This window comes from Gulosibacter sp. GYB002 (genome assembly GCF_036577665.1).
GTDB lineage: Bacteria > Actinomycetota > Actinomycetes > Actinomycetales > Microbacteriaceae > Gulosibacter > Gulosibacter hominis.
In genome coordinates, this window is sequence record NZ_JARBDD010000009.1 from 31,406 (window position 1) to 47,233 (window position 15,828).

The 15,828-nt window shown below is 61.8% G+C and carries 15 protein-coding genes and 1 tRNA gene; 7 read left to right on the forward strand and 9 right to left on the reverse strand.

Features of this window, described 5'->3' with window-relative positions; genetic code table 11:
- Positions 1–247 precede the first annotated feature (247 nt).
- Complete coding sequence (gene groL, locus PV375_RS05815; RefSeq protein WP_332106530.1) at positions 248–1,867, forward strand: chaperonin GroEL; 1,620 nt, start codon at positions 248–250, stop codon at positions 1,865–1,867.
- Between the two features lie 110 nt (positions 1,868–1,977).
- Here groL and PV375_RS05820 read toward each other — a convergent pair whose 3' ends face one another.
- The 3 genes from PV375_RS05820 to PV375_RS05830 form a co-directional block, all read right to left on the reverse strand.
- Positions 1,978–2,268, reverse strand: coding sequence for a WXG100 family type VII secretion target (locus tag PV375_RS05820; RefSeq protein ID WP_201518168.1), 291 nt, complete (start codon positions 2,266–2,268; stop codon positions 1,978–1,980).
- Positions 2,269–2,360: 92 nt separating this feature from the next.
- A complete protein-coding gene (locus PV375_RS05825; protein ID WP_332106531.1) occupies positions 2,361–4,121 on the reverse strand; it encodes a sensor histidine kinase in 1,761 nt (586 codons plus the stop codon).
- Positions 4,122–4,125: 4 nt separating this feature from the next.
- Positions 4,126–4,827, reverse strand: a complete 702-nt coding sequence (locus PV375_RS05830; protein WP_201518170.1) for a response regulator transcription factor — start codon at positions 4,825–4,827, stop codon at positions 4,126–4,128.
- A gap of 87 nt (positions 4,828–4,914) precedes the next feature.
- On the opposite strand from PV375_RS05830, the gene PV375_RS05835 reads away from it, so the two are divergent.
- A complete protein-coding gene (locus PV375_RS05835; protein ID WP_332106532.1) occupies positions 4,915–5,715 on the forward strand; it encodes a methyltransferase domain-containing protein in 801 nt (266 codons plus the stop codon).
- A gap of 31 nt (positions 5,716–5,746) precedes the next feature.
- Here the strand turns inward: PV375_RS05835 and PV375_RS05840 are convergent, their stop codons facing one another.
- From PV375_RS05840 to PV375_RS05850, 3 genes are read right to left on the reverse strand one after another with little or no spacing between them, the layout of a single operon-like run.
- Positions 5,747–7,390 carry a DNA repair helicase XPB gene (locus tag PV375_RS05840; protein ID WP_332106533.1) on the reverse strand — a complete coding sequence of 548 codons (1,644 nt, stop codon included), beginning with the start codon at positions 7,388–7,390 and terminating at the stop codon, positions 5,747–5,749.
- A 34-nt stretch (positions 7,391–7,424) separates the two neighbouring features.
- Complete coding sequence (locus PV375_RS05845) at positions 7,425–9,185, reverse strand: helicase-associated domain-containing protein (protein WP_332106534.1); 1,761 nt, start codon at positions 9,183–9,185, stop codon at positions 7,425–7,427.
- An 11-nt stretch (positions 9,186–9,196) separates the two neighbouring features.
- The gene (locus tag PV375_RS05850) at positions 9,197–9,466 is read right to left on the reverse strand and encodes a hypothetical protein (protein ID WP_332106535.1); all 270 of its coding nucleotides are present in this window, start codon (positions 9,464–9,466) and stop codon (positions 9,197–9,199) included.
- 185 nt (positions 9,467–9,651) lie between these two features.
- On the opposite strand from PV375_RS05850, the gene PV375_RS05855 reads away from it, so the two are divergent.
- The gene (locus PV375_RS05855) at positions 9,652–10,035 is read left to right on the forward strand and encodes a cold-shock protein (protein ID WP_201518174.1); all 384 of its coding nucleotides are present in this window, start codon (positions 9,652–9,654) and stop codon (positions 10,033–10,035) included.
- Positions 10,028–10,840 carry a DUF3027 domain-containing protein gene (locus PV375_RS05860; protein ID WP_332106536.1) on the forward strand — a complete coding sequence of 271 codons (813 nt, stop codon included), beginning with the start codon at positions 10,028–10,030 and terminating at the stop codon, positions 10,838–10,840. The genes PV375_RS05855 and PV375_RS05860 overlap by 8 nt, the downstream gene beginning before the upstream one ends.
- Positions 10,841–10,908: 68 nt before the next feature.
- On the opposite strand, the gene serC is transcribed toward PV375_RS05860, so the two are convergent.
- Positions 10,909–12,009, reverse strand: a complete 1,101-nt coding sequence (gene serC / locus PV375_RS05865; RefSeq protein ID WP_332106537.1) for a phosphoserine transaminase — start codon at positions 12,007–12,009, stop codon at positions 10,909–10,911.
- A gap of 130 nt (positions 12,010–12,139) precedes the next feature.
- On the opposite strand from serC, the gene PV375_RS05870 reads away from it, so the two are divergent.
- From PV375_RS05870 to PV375_RS05880, 3 genes are all read left to right on the forward strand, one after another.
- Entirely contained in the window at positions 12,140–12,844 is a 705-nt protein-coding gene (locus tag PV375_RS05870; RefSeq protein WP_332106538.1) for a metal-dependent transcriptional regulator, read from the forward strand.
- Between the two features lie 152 nt (positions 12,845–12,996).
- Positions 12,997–14,082 carry an NlpC/P60 family protein gene (locus PV375_RS05875; RefSeq protein ID WP_332106539.1) on the forward strand — a complete coding sequence of 362 codons (1,086 nt, stop codon included), beginning with the start codon at positions 12,997–12,999 and terminating at the stop codon, positions 14,080–14,082.
- Positions 14,083–14,492: 410 nt separating this feature from the next.
- Positions 14,493–14,987 (forward strand): HNH endonuclease, encoded by a 495-nt coding sequence (locus PV375_RS05880; RefSeq protein WP_332106540.1) that lies wholly within the window; start codon positions 14,493–14,495, stop codon positions 14,985–14,987.
- A gap of 125 nt (positions 14,988–15,112) precedes the next feature.
- Here PV375_RS05880 and PV375_RS05885 read toward each other — a convergent pair whose 3' ends face one another.
- Positions 15,113–15,655, reverse strand: a complete 543-nt coding sequence (locus PV375_RS05885) for an SRPBCC family protein (RefSeq protein WP_332106541.1) — start codon at positions 15,653–15,655, stop codon at positions 15,113–15,115.
- A gap of 57 nt (positions 15,656–15,712) precedes the next feature.
- Positions 15,713–15,784 (reverse strand) — tRNA-Arg (locus PV375_RS05890).
- Between the last annotated feature and the right edge of the window lie 44 nt (positions 15,785–15,828).

Here is a 15,828-nt window from a genome sequence, read left to right on the forward strand (position 1 = left end):
GAAATCGGGTGGGCGTTTTTGCCTACCCGATTTTTTTGCGTTCCCAGTCGCAATGCGTTTGGTCATTACCGGCCCGGAAATATCAGTCTGGATGCGAGGCTGCGGCGCGCTGTTCGCCCTCGGCGCAAGCTCACGACTCGGCTTGCACTCACAGGTAGCGAGTGCAAATATGGACCTGGCACTCGGATCTTGTGAGTGCAAATTGCCAGGACCGAAAGCTTCCGTCCGGGAAAGGACCCAATAACTTATGTCGAAGATCATCACCTTTGATGAAGAGGCCCGTCGCGGTCTCGAGCGTGGCCTGAATGTACTCGCCGACACCGTTAAGGTGACCCTCGGCCCGCGCGGCCGCAACGTTGTGCTCGAGAAGAAGTGGGGCGCCCCCACCATTACCAACGACGGTGTTTCGATCGCAAAGGAAATTGAACTCGAAGACCCGTTCGAGAAGATCGGTGCCGAGCTCGTTAAGGAAGTTGCCAAGAAGACCGATGACGTCGCCGGTGACGGCACCACCACCGCTACCGTGCTCGCCCAGGCACTCGTGCGCGAGGGCCTTCGCAACGTCGCAGCCGGCGCCGACCCGGTGTCGGTGAAGCGCGGTATCGACAAGGCTGTTGCTGCTGTTACTGAGCACCTGCTGCAGACCGCCAAGGAAGTTGAGACCAAGGACCAGATCGCGGCAACCGCATCGATCTCGGCGGCCGACCCCGAAATCGGCAAGATCATTGCCGAAGCCATCGACACTGTTGGCAAGGAAGGCGTTGTCACCGTCGAAGAGTCGAACACCTTCGGCACTACCCTCGAGCTCACCGAGGGTATGCGCTTCGACAAGGGCTACCTCTCGCAGTACTTCGTGACTGACGCTGAGCGTCAGGAAGCTGTTTTCGAAGACCCCTACATCCTTATTGCCAACAGCAAGATCTCGAACGTCAAGGATCTCCTCCCGGTCGTTGACAAGGTGATGCAGGCCGGTAAGCAGCTGCTCATCATCGCCGAAGACGTTGATGGCGAGGCGCTCGCCACTCTCGTGGTGAACAAGATCCGCGGTATTTTCAAGTCGGTTGCGGTGAAGGCTCCCGGCTTCGGTGACCGCCGCAAGGCCATGCTGCAGGACATCGCTATCCTCACCGGTGGCCAGGTCATCTCGGAAGAGGTCGGCCTCAAGCTCGAGAACGCAACTCTCGACATGCTCGGCCAGGCTCGTAAGGTCGTGATCACCAAGGACGAGACCACCATCATCGAGGGCGCTGGCGCTCAGGAGCAGATCGAGGGTCGCGTTGCCCAGATCAAGGCCGAGCTCGAAAACAGCGACTCGGACTACGACCGCGAGAAGCTGCAGGAGCGTCTCGCCAAGCTCGCCGGCGGTGTTGCTGTCATCAAGGCCGGTGCCGCCACTGAGGTTGAGCTGAAGGAACGCAAGCACCGCATCGAGGACGCTGTGCGTAACGCTAAGGCAGCAGTGGAAGAGGGTATCGTCGCCGGTGGTGGCGTTGCGCTCGCTCAGTCGGGGACCGTCATCGACGCGCTCGAACTCGACGGTGACGAAGCAACCGGTGCCAGCATCGTGCGCGCCACCCTCGACGCACCGCTCAAGCAGATCTCGATTAACGCCGGTCTCGAAGCCGGTGTGGTTGCCGAAAAGGTTCGCAACCTCGAAACCGGTCACGGCCTCAACGCCGCAACCGGTGAGTACGTTGACATGATCGCAACCGGCATCCTCGACCCGGTGAAGGTGACCCGCTCGGCGCTGCAGAACGCGGCTTCGATCGCCGGTCTGTTCCTCACCACCGAGGCAGTCGTTGCCGACAAGCCGGTGCCGCCGAGCGCCGCTCCGGCCGCCGACCCGACCGCAGGCATGGACTTCTAAGCAAGTCTTTGCGGTAGCCGCCGCGGGCGGCAGATGGCTTGGTCCCATCTGCCGCCCGCGGCTTTTTGCGCGAATCAATCGTCTGAGCTCAGTAGCGGACCGCCCCCCCCCTAAACCGAGAACATCCGGGCAACGTTGGCCTCGGCGCTGCCGTACTGGTCGGCGGCCTGTCCGAGTGCCTGGTTGATGCTGGCGATCGCATCCTCAACCGTCAGCTGCGCGGTGCGCCATTCTTGAACGGCGTTTTGGAATGCGGCCGACCCCTGGCCGGTCCAGCTGCTTTCGAGCGCGGTGAGTGTTGCCGTCAACTGTGCCGCTGCTGAGCGCACCTGATCAATCTGCGAGTGGGTCGCGCCCACCGCGCCCGCAAGCTCATCACTGTCGACTCGATACTGTGCCATGAGTTTCCCTTTCTCTGCGTCCCCACACCCCCTCGTTGTGGGTGACACCGAAGAAGGTATCGGCGCCGCAACTTGCGCGGCGCCGACATGGATCATTCTGTGGATGCATCACTTTCCACAGGTGGTGCGGTCAACAGCGGGAAGTGCAGCCGGAAGGTCGCACCACCACCGGGTGTTTCAACCACATCCACCGTGCCGTCATGCGCCTGCATGATCGCCGACACGATTGCCAGGCCTAGCCCAGTGCCACCGGTCTGCCGGTCGCGAGACGTGTCGGCACGCCAGAACCGTTGGAAAATCTGTTTGCGGGTTTCGGCCGGAATACCCGGACCGTGATCAATAATCTCAACCGTCGCCTGTTTATCGGGCACATTCAGCACGATGCCGAGCTCGAGTGGCGATCCCGCGGGCGTGTAGCGCAGTGCGTTACCGATGATGTTTTGCACGGCCTGGCGCACTTTGTCGCTATTGGCGTAGATCATTGCCGGCACATCCGATTCACCCGGATATTCGGTTGTTTCGGGAGCCCGCTCGCCAGCCAGGTCGGTGCCAGCCTCGCGGGCGGCCTCGTCTGATTGCGTGCGGCGTTTGCGACCCAGACCGGGGATGCGGATGCGGCCGGCACCCTTGCGCTGCGGGCGCTCAGCAGCTTGGGCAGCAGCGGTCGCCGACTTCGGAGCCGGTTCATCGGGTGCCGCGGCACCGGTTTCAGGCGCGCCAAAAGCGCTCTGCTGGGCGTTGAAATCATCGCCCGCTACAAATACTCGAATTGGATGCACTCGCACCGTGCGGTCGGGAGCCTGCGCGTTAGTGTCAAGCGCCGCATCATCCACGATCGGTTCGAGATCGATGACGTCTTTTGGCATCTCGCGGTGCTCATCGAGGCGTGCCAGCTGCAGCAGGTCTTCAACAAGGCCCGCCATGCGCTTCGCCTCGCCCTCAATGCGGTCCATTGCCTGGCCGACTTTTTGGTCGTCGCTCAGCGCGCCCATCCGGTACAGCTCGGCGTAGCCGCGCACGGTCACCAGTGGCGTGCGCAATTCGTGGCTGGCATCCCCAACAAATCGGCGCATCTGCAAAATCGTGCGGTCGCGCTCATCGAAAGCTGAGTCGATGCGACCGAGCATGGTGTTCAGCGAGCGTGATAGTCGCCCAACCTCGGTGTTTGGGGTCAGCTCTGGCAGCCGCTGTTCGTAGTCACCGGCTGCGAATGCCATCGCGGTCGACTCGACCTGGCGTAGCGGTTGCAGGGTAATCGACACCAGCAGTCGAGTGAGTGCGGCCGCGAAGATGAGCACCGAGAGCCCAAACCCCGAGAAGATTGCGAGAAAACTCGCCATGGTGGCGTTCACGGCCGACATCGGGGTGGCAACCACCAGCACCCCCTGCACCTCGTCAGCGGCGTACTCGGGCTGGAACACGGTGACGGTACGCCAGGCCGAACCCAGAGAATCACGCACCTCGAAGATGGTGTAGGTGCGACCGTCAGGTTGGTGTTCGAGCGTCACCAGGCCCGAAACATCCGGGGCTGCTTCGCCGCGATTTGAGCTGCGGTTGTCAACCAGTAGGCGCCCGGTGTCGCTGTCGAGCAGCGCAACATAGTAGGGCTGTGGTGCGGTCTGGATATCGTCGTAGCCGAATTTACCGGTGGTGAGATCGGTACCGACGACCAGTGACGGGTCGGCTGCGATCGCCAGCAGCGAGCTGTCGACCTGGTTTACGAGCGTCGGTCGTAGCAGTAGCGTGGTGCCGATTCCGGCCACCACGAGTGACAGCATTAACAGCGCAACATTGACAAGTGTGAGCTGGTTCCGCATCGAAATGTGGTCCCAGCGGGGCAGCCGCTTGGCCACGGTGTTATACCTTGGTGCCCGGCACCTTGAGCATGTATCCGAAGCCGCGCTTGGTTTGGATCAGCGGCTCTTCGGTGTGCTTGTCGAGTTTGCGGCGCAGATACGAAATGTACGACTCGACGATACCCGCATCGCCGTTGAAGTCGTATTCCCACACGTGATCGAGGATCTGCGCTTTTGACAGCACCCGGTTGGGGTTGAGCATCAGGTAGCGCAGCAGTTTGAATTCGGTGGGCGACAGGTCGACCGGGTCGTCGTTGATGAACACTTCGTGCGTGTCCTGGTCCATCGTGAGGTCGCCCACGCGGATAACCGCCTCTTCTTCGGTCTGCATGGTGCGGCGCAAAATGGCTTTAATACGCGCCACGATTTCGTCGAGGCTGAAGGGTTTGGTGACGTAGTCATCGCCACCCGAGTTGAGACCCTCGATTTTGTCGTCGGTGTCATCCTTTGCCGTCAGGAAAAGAATCGGCGAGGTGTAACCGGATGCGCGCAGGCGCTTGGTGACAGCGAAACCTGACATGTCGGGAAGCATGACGTCGAGCACGATGAGGTCGGGTTCTTCATCGATTACCGCGGCAATTGCGCCCGAGCCATTGCCCACCGTGCGCACCATGAATCCTGCGAAACGCAGGCTCGTGCTCAAAAGTTCGCGAATGTTCGGTTCGTCGTCGACGACCAGAATCTTGGGTCCACCATCAGTCATGTGGATCATTATTCCGCGCGGTTGCTGAATGTGCCCTGTTGGATGCTTGCATGTTCATAGCAAATTGCTCGGTGCTAGCTTAAGGTCATGAGCCAGTATCTCCACGGTCATGCACCATCGGTGCTCGAATCACACGCAACTCGTACCGCTGCAAACTCGTGCGCATACCTGCTCCCTGAACTCGTTCCCGGCAAGCGGGTGCTTGATATCGGCTGCGGCCCGGGGTCAATTACGCTCGACTTTGGCGAACTCGTCGGCCCTCAAGGACTCGTGATCGGCGTTGAACCGCAGGATGCAGTGCTGGCCACCGCGCGTGCCGCTGCGCAAGCACGGAGCGATCACACCACCCGGTTCGAACGGGCTGATGTCTTCGCGCTGCCATATGACGATGCGAGCTTTGACATCGTTCATGCGCATCAGGTGCTGCAGCACCTCAGCAACCCGGTGGCAGCCCTGCGCGAGATGCGTCGAGTCACCGCTCCCGGCGGAGTGGTTGCCGCGCGTGATGCCGACTATCCGGCCATGAGCTGGTGGCCGCTGCTGCCGGAACTTGATCGCTGGCGTGAGCTGTATCTCGCCGCCGCTCGAGCCCAACATGCCTCTCCGGATGCTGGACGCCAACTCCGCGCCTGGGCGAATGCGGCCGAGCTGGGGAACGTGCAGATCACCAGCTCAACTTGGACGTACGCCACGACCGAACTCACCACTTGGTGGGGAAATAGCTGGCACGAGCGGGCGCTGCACTCGCAGTTCGCTGAAGAAACGCAGCGACTCGGACTCACCGATGCCGCCGAGCTGCAGAAAATTGCCCGGGCCTGGCGAAGCTGGGGTGAGCATCCGGACGCGGTCTTTGTCATGCCGCATGTCGAATTGCTGGCCCGCTGCTAGCTGGGGACAGGCCTGCGGACCGGCGAGTACGCTAGCTGCTCGGGTCGCCGAGGTCGTCAGCGTCGAGAATCGAGTATGAGTAGCCCTGTTCAGCGAGAAAGCGCTGGCGGTTCTGCGCGAAATCTTGGTCGACCGTGTCGCGGGAAACCAGCGTGTAGAACGACGCGCTGATGCCGCTGGATGACGGACGCAGCAGCCGGCCGAGGCGCTGAGCCTCTTCCTGCCGCGAACCATACGATCCGGAGATTTGGATGGCCACCGATGCATCCGGCAGATCGACCGAAAAATTTGCCACTTTCGACACCACGAGCACCGGCTCGGCACCCGACCGGAACGCGGCAAATAATTCTTCACGCTCGGCAACCGGAGCTTGCCCGGTGAGTGCGGGCACATCGAGCGCGGCGGCAATTTCATCGATCTGGTCGAGATATTGACCGATGATGAGGATGCGTTCGCCAGCGTGCTTTGTCACCAGCTGTTTCACCACATCCAGTTTTGCGGGCGCCGTCGCCGCGATGCGATACCGCTGGTCGTCGCCCGCGGAGGCATATTGCATCCGGTCTTCATAGGGCAGATCAATTCGCACCTCAAAGCACTCTGCCGGCGAAATAAAGCCCTGAGCTTCGATTTCTTTCCACGGCGCATCGAACCGCTTCGGGCCGATGAGTGAGAACACATCGCTTTCGCGGCCGTCTTCGCGCACCAGCGTGGCGGTGAGCCCGAGCCGACGGCGCGCCTGCAGATCGGCAGTGAGCTTGAACACCGGGGCGGGCAGTAGATGCACCTCGTCGTAAACGATCAGTCCCCAGTCGAGCGCATCCAAGAGCGAAAGGTGCGTGTACTCGCCCTTTCGACGCGAGGTGAGGATCTGATAGGTGGCGATGGTGACCGGTTTGATTTCTTTTGATTCGCCCGAATACTCACCAATTTCATCCTCGGTGAGCGAGGTGCGGCGCAATAGCTCGTCGCGCCACTGGCGTGCCGAGACGGTATTGGTCACCAGGATGAGCGTGGTGGTGTCGGCGGCGGCCATCGCTCCGGCACCGACGATAGTTTTGCCGGCACCGCAGGGGAGTACCACCACACCCGAACCGTGTTTGAAAAACTGGTCGACTGCCTGCTGCTGGTAATTGCGCAGCTGCCAGCCGTCTTCATTGAGGCTGATGTCGTGCGGGGTTCCGGGTGTGTATCCGGCGAGGTCTTCGGCAGGCCAACCGAGTTTGACGAGCTGCTGTTTGAGTGAACCGCGCGCCCAGTCGGCCACCCGGTATGAGTCGTCGCTCAGCTTGCCAGCGAGCATTGACGCAATTTGCTTGTTGCGAGAAACCTGCTCGAGTACGGCCGGATCGCTGCTGTGCATCACCAGCCCCTCATCGTCGCGTTCGATAACGAGCCGGCCATAGCGTGCCACCGTGTCGCGCAGATCGGTAACCAGGGCCTCGGGCAGTGGGAACTTGGCGTACAAGTTGAGGGTGTTCAGCATCTCGTCGGCGCTGTGACCGGCAGCGCGCGCGTTCCACAGCCCCAGCCGGGTGATGCGGTAGGTGTGGATATGTTCGGGGGCGCGTTCGAGTTCGGCAAACAACGCCAGATCATGACGGGCCTGGGCAGCATCGGGATGCGCGACCTCCAAGAGCACGGTGCGGTCGCTTTGCACAATTAGTGGGCCAGTCATGAGGGACGAGTCTAGTTCGTATCAGTGGCGGTGGTTACTCATCGCTGAGCTCGGTGATGGCTCGTAGCGGCAGCGTACGCTCCACATCAGCATCCACATCGAGCGCTCGCAGCCGCTGTGGCGTTACCGAAATCGGCATCAACAGCAGTGTGCGTGACTTGCCGCCGCCAAGATCGATAGTCACCTCGAGCGCTTGGCGGTCGCGTCGAGCCAGCTCGAGTCGGCGGCGCAGCCATGACTCCTGGTCATCGTTTTCGCGGCTGCGGGCGGCAAGCTCCGCGAGGGTTTCGGCGGTTGACTGGATGCTGGGGGGCACCTCGGCAACAAACGGTTCGGCGGTGAGCTGCCCGGCAGATTCGGCGGGGCTGCCATCCGGATTTTCGAGAATTGCCGGATAGCGGGATTCGCGCAGCGTGGTGAGTACCGCCGGGGGCGATACCGCGCTGGTGAGCCCAACGGAACCGGGCTGCAGGCGCAGCGGTCGCAGCGACGCATCCACCAGTAATTGATCGGCCAGCTCATCGGTGAGTGCGCGCACGATGGTGCCGCCGCCGTGGTCGCGCACCCGCACCTGTCCGTAACGTTCGGCGAGATCGCCAATGAGATAGGCCACAGGCTGTGGCACGCCGGTGAGTGAGATGTTTTTTAGCAGCGCCAAAATTTGGTTGGCCGTCATCCCGGCCTGTCGTGCTCGGGTGAGTGATTGCTCGGTGATCTGATATTCGCTGGCGATGGCACGATGCGTGAGATCAGCCACCTGACGCAGCTGCACCTCAACGTCTGGCTTGAGCGGCCCCGGTGCGATTACGGTGCGGTCGGGTTGCAGATAGACGCGATCCACCTCGGCAGGAAACTCGGACGCAAGGGTTTGCGCGGCGGCTGCGATGTCGTCATTGAGTAAAAGCGCCCCGGCACGGGTGAGTTGTGCCACGCCATCCAGGGGTGCTTCAAGATCAACTGCCGGATCGATGTGGATGATGCCGAGCGCTGCGGCTGACCGGGCCCGGGCTGCTAAATCGCCGGGAAGTTGAATTGCTGAGGTGGTCGACGTGGCGTCGACGTAATCGTCGAATGGCACGCACGGGTCGGGGATAGCGGCTACCAGGCAGAGTTCAGCCAGTGCGCTGCTGGTCAACCCCCGCATCCAGGCCGCTGCGAGCGTCTGCCAGCGGGTGATGACCGGCAGCTCGGCAAAATCGCGACCGGTAGCGGTGGGAAGCCAGATGTCGTCGAGGGGAGCGATGAGTCCGCCAATAAAGAGCCAGCGGTAGAGCGAGCCGACCACGGCCGGGTCGAGGTCAAGGTCGGCTGCGATGCGACGCACTTCGACTCCGCTCATGCGGATGCCACCACGGCCGCGACGAACCGTGCGCGGCGCCAGGTCGAGCTGTTCAATCGCGTCGGCAGCGGTTGTGGCGATGAGCCGGGCTGCCTCGGAGCCGCTGCGGGCATCGGCAGCGACAAACTCGGTGAAGTCGGGGACGTTCGGCAGCAGCTGCGCGAGCGGCTCGGCCACCGAATCAAGCAGCACAGGCGGATTCGTGTCGGGGCGCGTGAATTGATGGGCGGCAACCTTTTTGAGTGCCGCAGTGTCGCCTCTACGTATGCCCCTGAGCGTGGGCCAGTCGAGCCGGGTGAGGGATGCTCGGATCTGTTCGGGTGCGGCGAGGGCTTCCGAGAGGTCGAGCAGCGTATTAATGCCTCGGGGGCTGACTTTTCGTGCCTGAAAAACCCGCACATACCCGGCCTCATCAAGTTGCCGGAGGCCGGCAACAATGTGGAGTGAATCGGGCATTTTGGCGGGGATCATGCTTCGCGGTTGGCCCTCCGGTTGGCGATAGTGCGGAGAACAATGACCACGACAACCAGCACGAATGCAATCGGAATGCCGTAGTAGCCAACCGCGAGCAGCACATCCCAGTACCAGGCCGGCGGAGTTCCGAACTCAACGCCGAACATCGGGGCTGCAAACACCACGACCAGACACATAAACGCGACAGCCGCGAGCGTTACCGCGCTGATCGCGAGGGTCCTCTCGGTGAGAGACGCTTTTAGTGGAGATTGGGAATTGGCCACTACACCAGCCTAGTCGACCAGAACAGTGTCGGTGGCGGCGGCTAGACTTGAGCCGTAATGCGCGTCGAATGCTACGCGCGTAATTGCCAGTGGCTGATGCGTATGCGAGTCGATGCGGTGGCCAATCGGGCAAGTGCGAATTCAACACCCAGATCACCGCCGCGGGAAGCGGCGAAGGAGAAAATATGCCGACCGGACGCGTGAAATTTTATGACGAAGTCAAAGGCTTTGGTTTCATCCAAGACGATGACGGGCAGGAAGTGTATCTGCACGCAACAGCGCTGCCGCCACACGTGACCTCGCTGCGCAGCGGTACCCGCCTCGAATACGGGATTGCCGATGGCCGCCGCGGAGCGCAGGCGCTATCGGTGCGGTTGCTCGAAACGCCGCCGTCAGTAACCAAGATGCACCGCAAACCCGCCGATGACATGGCGATCATTGTTGAAGACCTCGTGAAACTGCTCGACCGCGTCGGCGGTCAGCTGCGTCACGGTCACTATCCAAACCACCAGCAGGGGCGCAAGATTGCCGCCATGCTGCGTCGAGTGGCGGATGAGCTTGATGCCTGATTCAGAACTGCAACCCGAAACTGACGCGGCCGAGAACAAGAGCCAGCACAAAAGCCAGCCGGCCGACGACCACTCGAACAGTGACTCGACGATCGACGTGAACGAATACCATCTCAATGAACTGCCCAACCCTGTCGGGTATCGGACCGTGGGCGAAAGCGAAGTGGCGCCGGTGCCGTTCAGCAGCCCGGGTGTGGGCAAGTTCATATCCGTCAGTGAACTGGATGTGGCCGGTCAGCTGCTCGAATCGGTGCAGCTTGCCGAAACGGCGCTGGCCGAAGTTACCGATGCTGAGCTAGTCGGTGAACTGATTGGCGCTGTGGACGAGGGCGAGGGCGTGTATTCGCTCTGTTTCGCCAGCCTCGGCGACGGCTACCACGATTGGCGCTGGAACGTCACGCTCTGCAAGGTGGTGGATGCAGCGAACGACACAGCGGCACCGTCCGTGCTCGAGTGTGAACTCGTGCCCGGCCCCGACTCTTTGGTGGCACCGAAGTGGATTCCCTGGGCAGAACGGCTGGCCGAGTTCAACGCCACACACGATTCGCACGGCAACACTATCGAAACGGCGAAGGATGAGAGCGAACCAGCTCCCACTCGCACTCGCACCTCGAGCCGCACCCGCACGCGGCGTCGGTTGCGTCGTGACCGCACCACGAACGGTGCTGCGACAGGCGAAGATAAATCTACAGCTGCCAGCGCTGAAGACGACGAACTCCCCGTTGCCGACGATATTCGCGAATTCGCCGAAGAGCGTGATCAGCAGCTCGATGGCATCAACTTTGAGTCGGATGACAACGAGTAGCGCCCATTAAATGACCCCGTGCAAAAACTCCGTTCTGGGGTTCATTGCACGGGGTCGCGTTGTCGGTGCTACAGCCGCTCGACCACATACTCGAGGCAGTCAATCAGCGCCCGCACATCATCCGGTTCAACGGCTGCGAAAGTGCCAATGCGAAGCTGGTTTCGGCCGAGCTTGCGGTAGGGATCGATATCGACCACCCCGTTCTCACGCAGTATCGAGCTCAGCTGTTTTCCATCCACACCGTCTGCTAGGTCAAGCGTGACAACAACCGGTGAGCGGTGGGCCGGGTCAGCAACAAAAGGCGTGACCCAGTCGGTGCGCTCCGCCCAGTCGTACAGCAGGTGCGACGATTCGCGGGTGCGCGCAGCAAGCGCCGAGAGCCCGCCGAACTCATTCATCCACCGAACCTGCGACTCAAGCAGTGAAATCGTCGCGATGGCCGGTGTGTTGTAGGTCTGTTCTTTGCGCGAGTTCGTGACCACCGTGTCGAGTCGCAGGAACTCGGGAATGTAGCGGTCGCTCGTGGCAATCTCTTCGATGCGATCAAGTGCTTTTGGCGAAACAATCGCCACCCACAGGCCACCGTCGGCGCCGAAATTTTTTTGCGGTGCAAAGTAGTAAACATCGCACTCGCGCAGATCAACTTCGACACCGCCGGCGCTGCTAGTGGCATCGATCATGGTCAACGCATCCTCGTCGGCCACGCGACGCACCGGCACAATCGCGCCGGTCGAAGTTTCGTTCTGCGGGGTTGCGTACAGGTCGATGTCCGCGGCTGCCTCTAAAAATGCAACCGAGCCCGGTGCCGCCTCGCGTACATCCGGCGCGCTCAGCCACGGAGCCGCAGCCGCTTTTGCGAATTTGCCCCCGAACTCCCCGAAGACGGCGGTCTGGGCGCGTTCGCGAATCAGGCCGAAAGCAGCCGCATCCCAGAATGCTGTCGAGCCACCGTTTGACAGCAGCACCTCGTAGCCGTCGGGTAGCTGGAACAGTCTGGCGAGCTGCTGGCGCAACTGAGCCACGAGTTGTTTCACCGGCGACTGGCGATGGGAGGTGCCCAGAACGTGACGTCCGCGGTCGAGCAACTCATCAAGCTGTTGCTGACGAATCAATGACGGACCCGAACCGAATCGGCCGTCGCGGGGGAGGAGGTGTGCGGGAATCTGCATGCATCCAGCCTAGGCTCATTACCGGTCTCTCGGCGCACGGCGGGTAGGCTACAGCGAGGAGCGCTGTCGTCACGGCCGCAGCGTAATATCACCATCGCAGCGGCGGGATGCTTGTAAAGGAGGTATGGGCGTGGCACAACTCGTGGACACAACAGAGATGTATCTGCGCACCATCCTTGACCTTGAAGAAGAGGGGATCGTGCCGCTGCGCGCCCGAATCTCTGAACGACTCGGACATTCCGGCCCGACAGTGTCGCAAACTATCGCGCGGATGGAGCGTGACGGGCTCGTGCGTGTGGCGAGTGACCGCCGGCTGGAGCTCACCGATGAGGGGCGAACGATTGCCGTGCGGGTGCTGCGCAAGCACCGCATTGCTGAGGGGCTCCTGGCCAATGTGATCGGGCTCGATATGTCGATGGTGCATGACGAGGCCTGCCGCTGGGAGCATGTGATGAGCGACGAGGCCGAGCGGCGTATTTATGAGCTGCTTGGTCGCCCGCAGGAGTCTCCCTATGGCACCCCAATTCCGGGGCTTGAAGAATTCGACGTGTCCGCTTCCGAGTCGTTTTTATCTGGCGTGGTTTCGCTCGATCAGACGCCCCTTGACGGAGAGACTGTGCTGCAAATTCGGCGGATTGGTGAGCCGGTGCAGGCAAGCAGCGCCGATCTCGAGGTGCTTGTTGAGGCGGGCATCCGGCCCGACTCTCAGGTAATTGCAAGGAAACTCGATAACGGATTGATCGAGGTTTCGGTTTCCGGTACTGACCGGGCAATTCAGGTGCCCATCGATACTGCCAAGCACATTTACGTAGCCAGCGGCGTTATCAATTCGTGAGATTTCCGTCATAAGGGCGTGACATTTCCGTGATCTTTCGTTAGTGTCTCTATCTGTCGACGAACACACCAAGTGTTCAACGCACGTCGAGGCGCCGCATCCCTGCCCCTCGACTGAGCCCAACCAGACAACTGGCGGGCGGGGACACTCATATGAGTGAGCGGCGGGAGGTCGAATTGGACAACGTCACTTCTATCACCGATGCACCGCTCACGCGCCGTCAGGCTCGCGAGATCGAACGTCGTACCGGCATTCGGCCGATCGCTGGCCAGTCGGTAAAGCCGGTTAAGGCTGAGGGAGAGGCATTCCGCCACGACACCGGTGAAATCAAGCGCAACGATGTCGCTGCACTGGTTTCGGTTCTGCCCACCGAACTCATCGCCGCCGTGAGCGACGAACCGGCCCCCAAGGCTGAGGTTGCAGCGGCCGCTGACAGCGAGCGTTCGCTGACCGTGCGCGCAACCGTTCCCGCTGTGCTCGTAGCTCAGCGTCGTCGCCGTACCATCGGTGGTTTCGCGGCTGCAGCCTCGGTGGCTGCCGCTGCAACGGTCGGCATGGGGTCGCTGGGTGCGACCGCTGACGGACACGACATTGCCGATAAGCACCTCGCCAGCCTGGCCGCAGTCGTTAACGGTGGCGGATCGCAGCTGCCCGAGCAGGTAGTGAAGGCTGACGCCGTAACCGCGGCTGCTGCCGCTCCGGTCAAGATCACCGCCGAGAATACCTCGGTTACGGCGATCAGTGCCGACGCGCTCGCATCGAACGCCGAAGCGGCCGAGGCGGTCGTCACGGTGCCGGTCGAGTCAGCGGACGTCGACACGGCTGCTTATGAAGAGACTTCAGCAGACGCAGCTGCAGCACCCGCGCCGCAGCAGCGAACCGTTCCGGCCGGTAGCCACAGTGCCGCGCTTGCTGCCGCCGCCTACAACCAGGTCGGCATCACGCAGGACTGCACCGACGCGGTGCAGAACGCTCTCGCCGAGATCGGGCTCACCACCCGCCGCGACCAGGGCGGCTACGACATGGGTGTCGAATCGTTCACCCAGTTCGGTTCGCCGGTGTCGCCCGACCAGGCACAGCCCGGTGACATCATGATCTCGTACGGCTACCACGTTGCCATCTACCTTGGTGACAACACCGCGCTGCACGGTGGTTGGAACGGTGACGCAGACGACACCGTCGTCACTTCGCAGATGGGATCGCCATACGAGTTCGACCTGATCATCCGGCTTCACTAGCCACTTTGAGGCGTGAATTCACGCCCTCGGCGCCCAGCCCTCAAGCAACAGCGAGATGAACGTTGCGTGACGGCTGGGCGTTTTGCTTCCGCTAATCACCGCGCGACGCCAATCGCGCGGTAATATCACCAAAGATTGATTCCGCAACATCCGAGGAGTTCCCGTGTATCCGCAATGCTGCATCCCCGCCAGGGATGCTTCGCGGTGCCCGAGTGGACGCTGCTCGGGGTTTGAACGCCATCGGATATTTTCAATATCGGACGCTACTCACCCGCATCGGCACGAAAGTGTCTGCGTCGCGAGTGCACGGCATCGCCAAATCGGCGGTGCCGTTTTGCGTTTCCGCAGCAATCACACCTCTACCGCAGTCCGCTACGAAACCACGTGGCTGAACGGAAGGAACCGCCCGAATGCGAACGCTCGTTCTTAACGCCGGATATGAACCGCTGTCGGTGGTATCTGACCGCCGTGCCCTCATCCTGGTGCTGGGCGGGAAAGCCTCGGTGCTGGAAGCCGATTGTGAGAATCCCCTGTGCTCGGTAAATGCCGAGTTCGCGCGACCTCGGGTGATTCTGCTGCGCCGCTATGTGAAGATGCCGATGGTGCGGCGCACACCCGTCTCGCGCCGCGGAGTGCTGCGCCGTGACGACCACCGCTGCGCCTACTGCGGCAAATTCGCGAACACTGTCGATCACGTTATGCCGCGTTCGCGAGGTGGCCGTGACAGCTGGGAAAACCTGGTGGCCTGCTGCCTCGAGTGCAACAACATTAAGGGCGACCGCACACCCGCAGAAGTTGGTTGGAAGCTGCGCTGGGAACCGAGCGCTCCGGCAGCGCGCCGCTGGCATATCCGTGATGTGGATGAGGCCGCTGCTGAGTGGGCGGAATATCTGTCGGCAGCCTGATTTGCTGCGAGGCGTCGCCGCTGGGCGATTCGATGGATGCAGCCAGCGGCACCTCGGGTGCACTGCAGCCGCTCGGGTACACCGCTACCGCTCGGGTACACCGCTATAGCGGTGGCTTTCAGGGTTTACGGTGTACCCGAGCGGTGAGTCTGGTCGCGGTGGCGGGCATTCGGTGGTAGCTCGCCGGCGGCATCCCGTGTTCGCACCCGCTCAACGAACGAAGCGTCCTCGCATGCGGCGAGTAGATCTGCCAGGCGCTGCTGGACCTCGGCCGTGAACGCCTGCTTGAGGGTGCGGGCAGCAGCCTCAGCAAAAAGTGGTGCGTTGTGTCGCCAGGTGAGCTTGAGCGTGACCCGCGTGCCAGCTTCTGCCGTGCTGAAATGCCAGCCCTCACCGTATTCAGCGAGCCAGAACGGGCCCTTCAGCAGTCGGGTGCTCGACTGTTGCGGTGGGAACCACGAGTCGTACTCGACGATGACGCGGCGGCGATTATCGACGCGCTCAAACACCTGCGCGCCGCGCTGCACCCGTCGATGATCACGGATGAGCATGCGGCGCTCCACCTGCGTATCCCACGCGGTGCGATCATCACCCAGTGTGTGTGCCAGTGCAAATGCGGTTTCGATGTCGACGGGGACGATGACGCTTGCTTCGGTCTGTTGAGCCATGCATCCAGTATGCCTGCCCAGCCTCGGTGACTGGGATGCCGGATGCAAACACAGCGGTGCCCCCGACAGGAATCGAACCTGCGCGCACCCTTTAGGAGAGGGATGCTCTATCCACTGAGCTACGGGGGCAGTCTGAGCTATCGTACCGTGCCAAACCAGCTGAGAATTCCTAG

Bases quoted from the DNA above. Each gene is read 5' to 3' on its own strand.
- groL (WP_332106530.1), top strand. From the start codon at position 248: ATGTCGAAGATCATCACCTTTGATGAAGAGGCCCGTCGCGGTCTCGAG.
- PV375_RS05820 (WP_201518168.1), bottom strand. From the start codon at position 2,268: ATGGCACAGTATCGAGTCGACAGTGATGAGCTTGCGGGCGCGGTGGGC.
- PV375_RS05830 (WP_201518170.1), bottom strand. From the start codon at position 4,827: ATGACTGATGGTGGACCCAAGATTCTGGTCGTCGACGACGAACCGAAC.
- PV375_RS05835 (WP_332106532.1), top strand. From the start codon at position 4,915: ATGAGCCAGTATCTCCACGGTCATGCACCATCGGTGCTCGAATCACAC.
- PV375_RS05840 (WP_332106533.1), bottom strand. From the start codon at position 7,390: ATGACTGGCCCACTAATTGTGCAAAGCGACCGCACCGTGCTCTTGGAG.
- PV375_RS05845 (WP_332106534.1), bottom strand. From the start codon at position 9,185: ATGCCCGATTCACTCCACATTGTTGCCGGCCTCCGGCAACTTGATGAG.
- PV375_RS05855 (WP_201518174.1), top strand. From the start codon at position 9,652: ATGCCGACCGGACGCGTGAAATTTTATGACGAAGTCAAAGGCTTTGGT.
- PV375_RS05860 (WP_332106536.1), top strand. From the start codon at position 10,028: ATGCCTGATTCAGAACTGCAACCCGAAACTGACGCGGCCGAGAACAAG.
- serC (WP_332106537.1), bottom strand. From the start codon at position 12,009: ATGCAGATTCCCGCACACCTCCTCCCCCGCGACGGCCGATTCGGTTCG.
- PV375_RS05875 (WP_332106539.1), top strand. From the start codon at position 12,997: ATGAGTGAGCGGCGGGAGGTCGAATTGGACAACGTCACTTCTATCACC.
- PV375_RS05880 (WP_332106540.1), top strand. From the start codon at position 14,493: ATGCGAACGCTCGTTCTTAACGCCGGATATGAACCGCTGTCGGTGGTA.
- PV375_RS05885 (WP_332106541.1), bottom strand. From the start codon at position 15,655: ATGGCTCAACAGACCGAAGCAAGCGTCATCGTCCCCGTCGACATCGAA.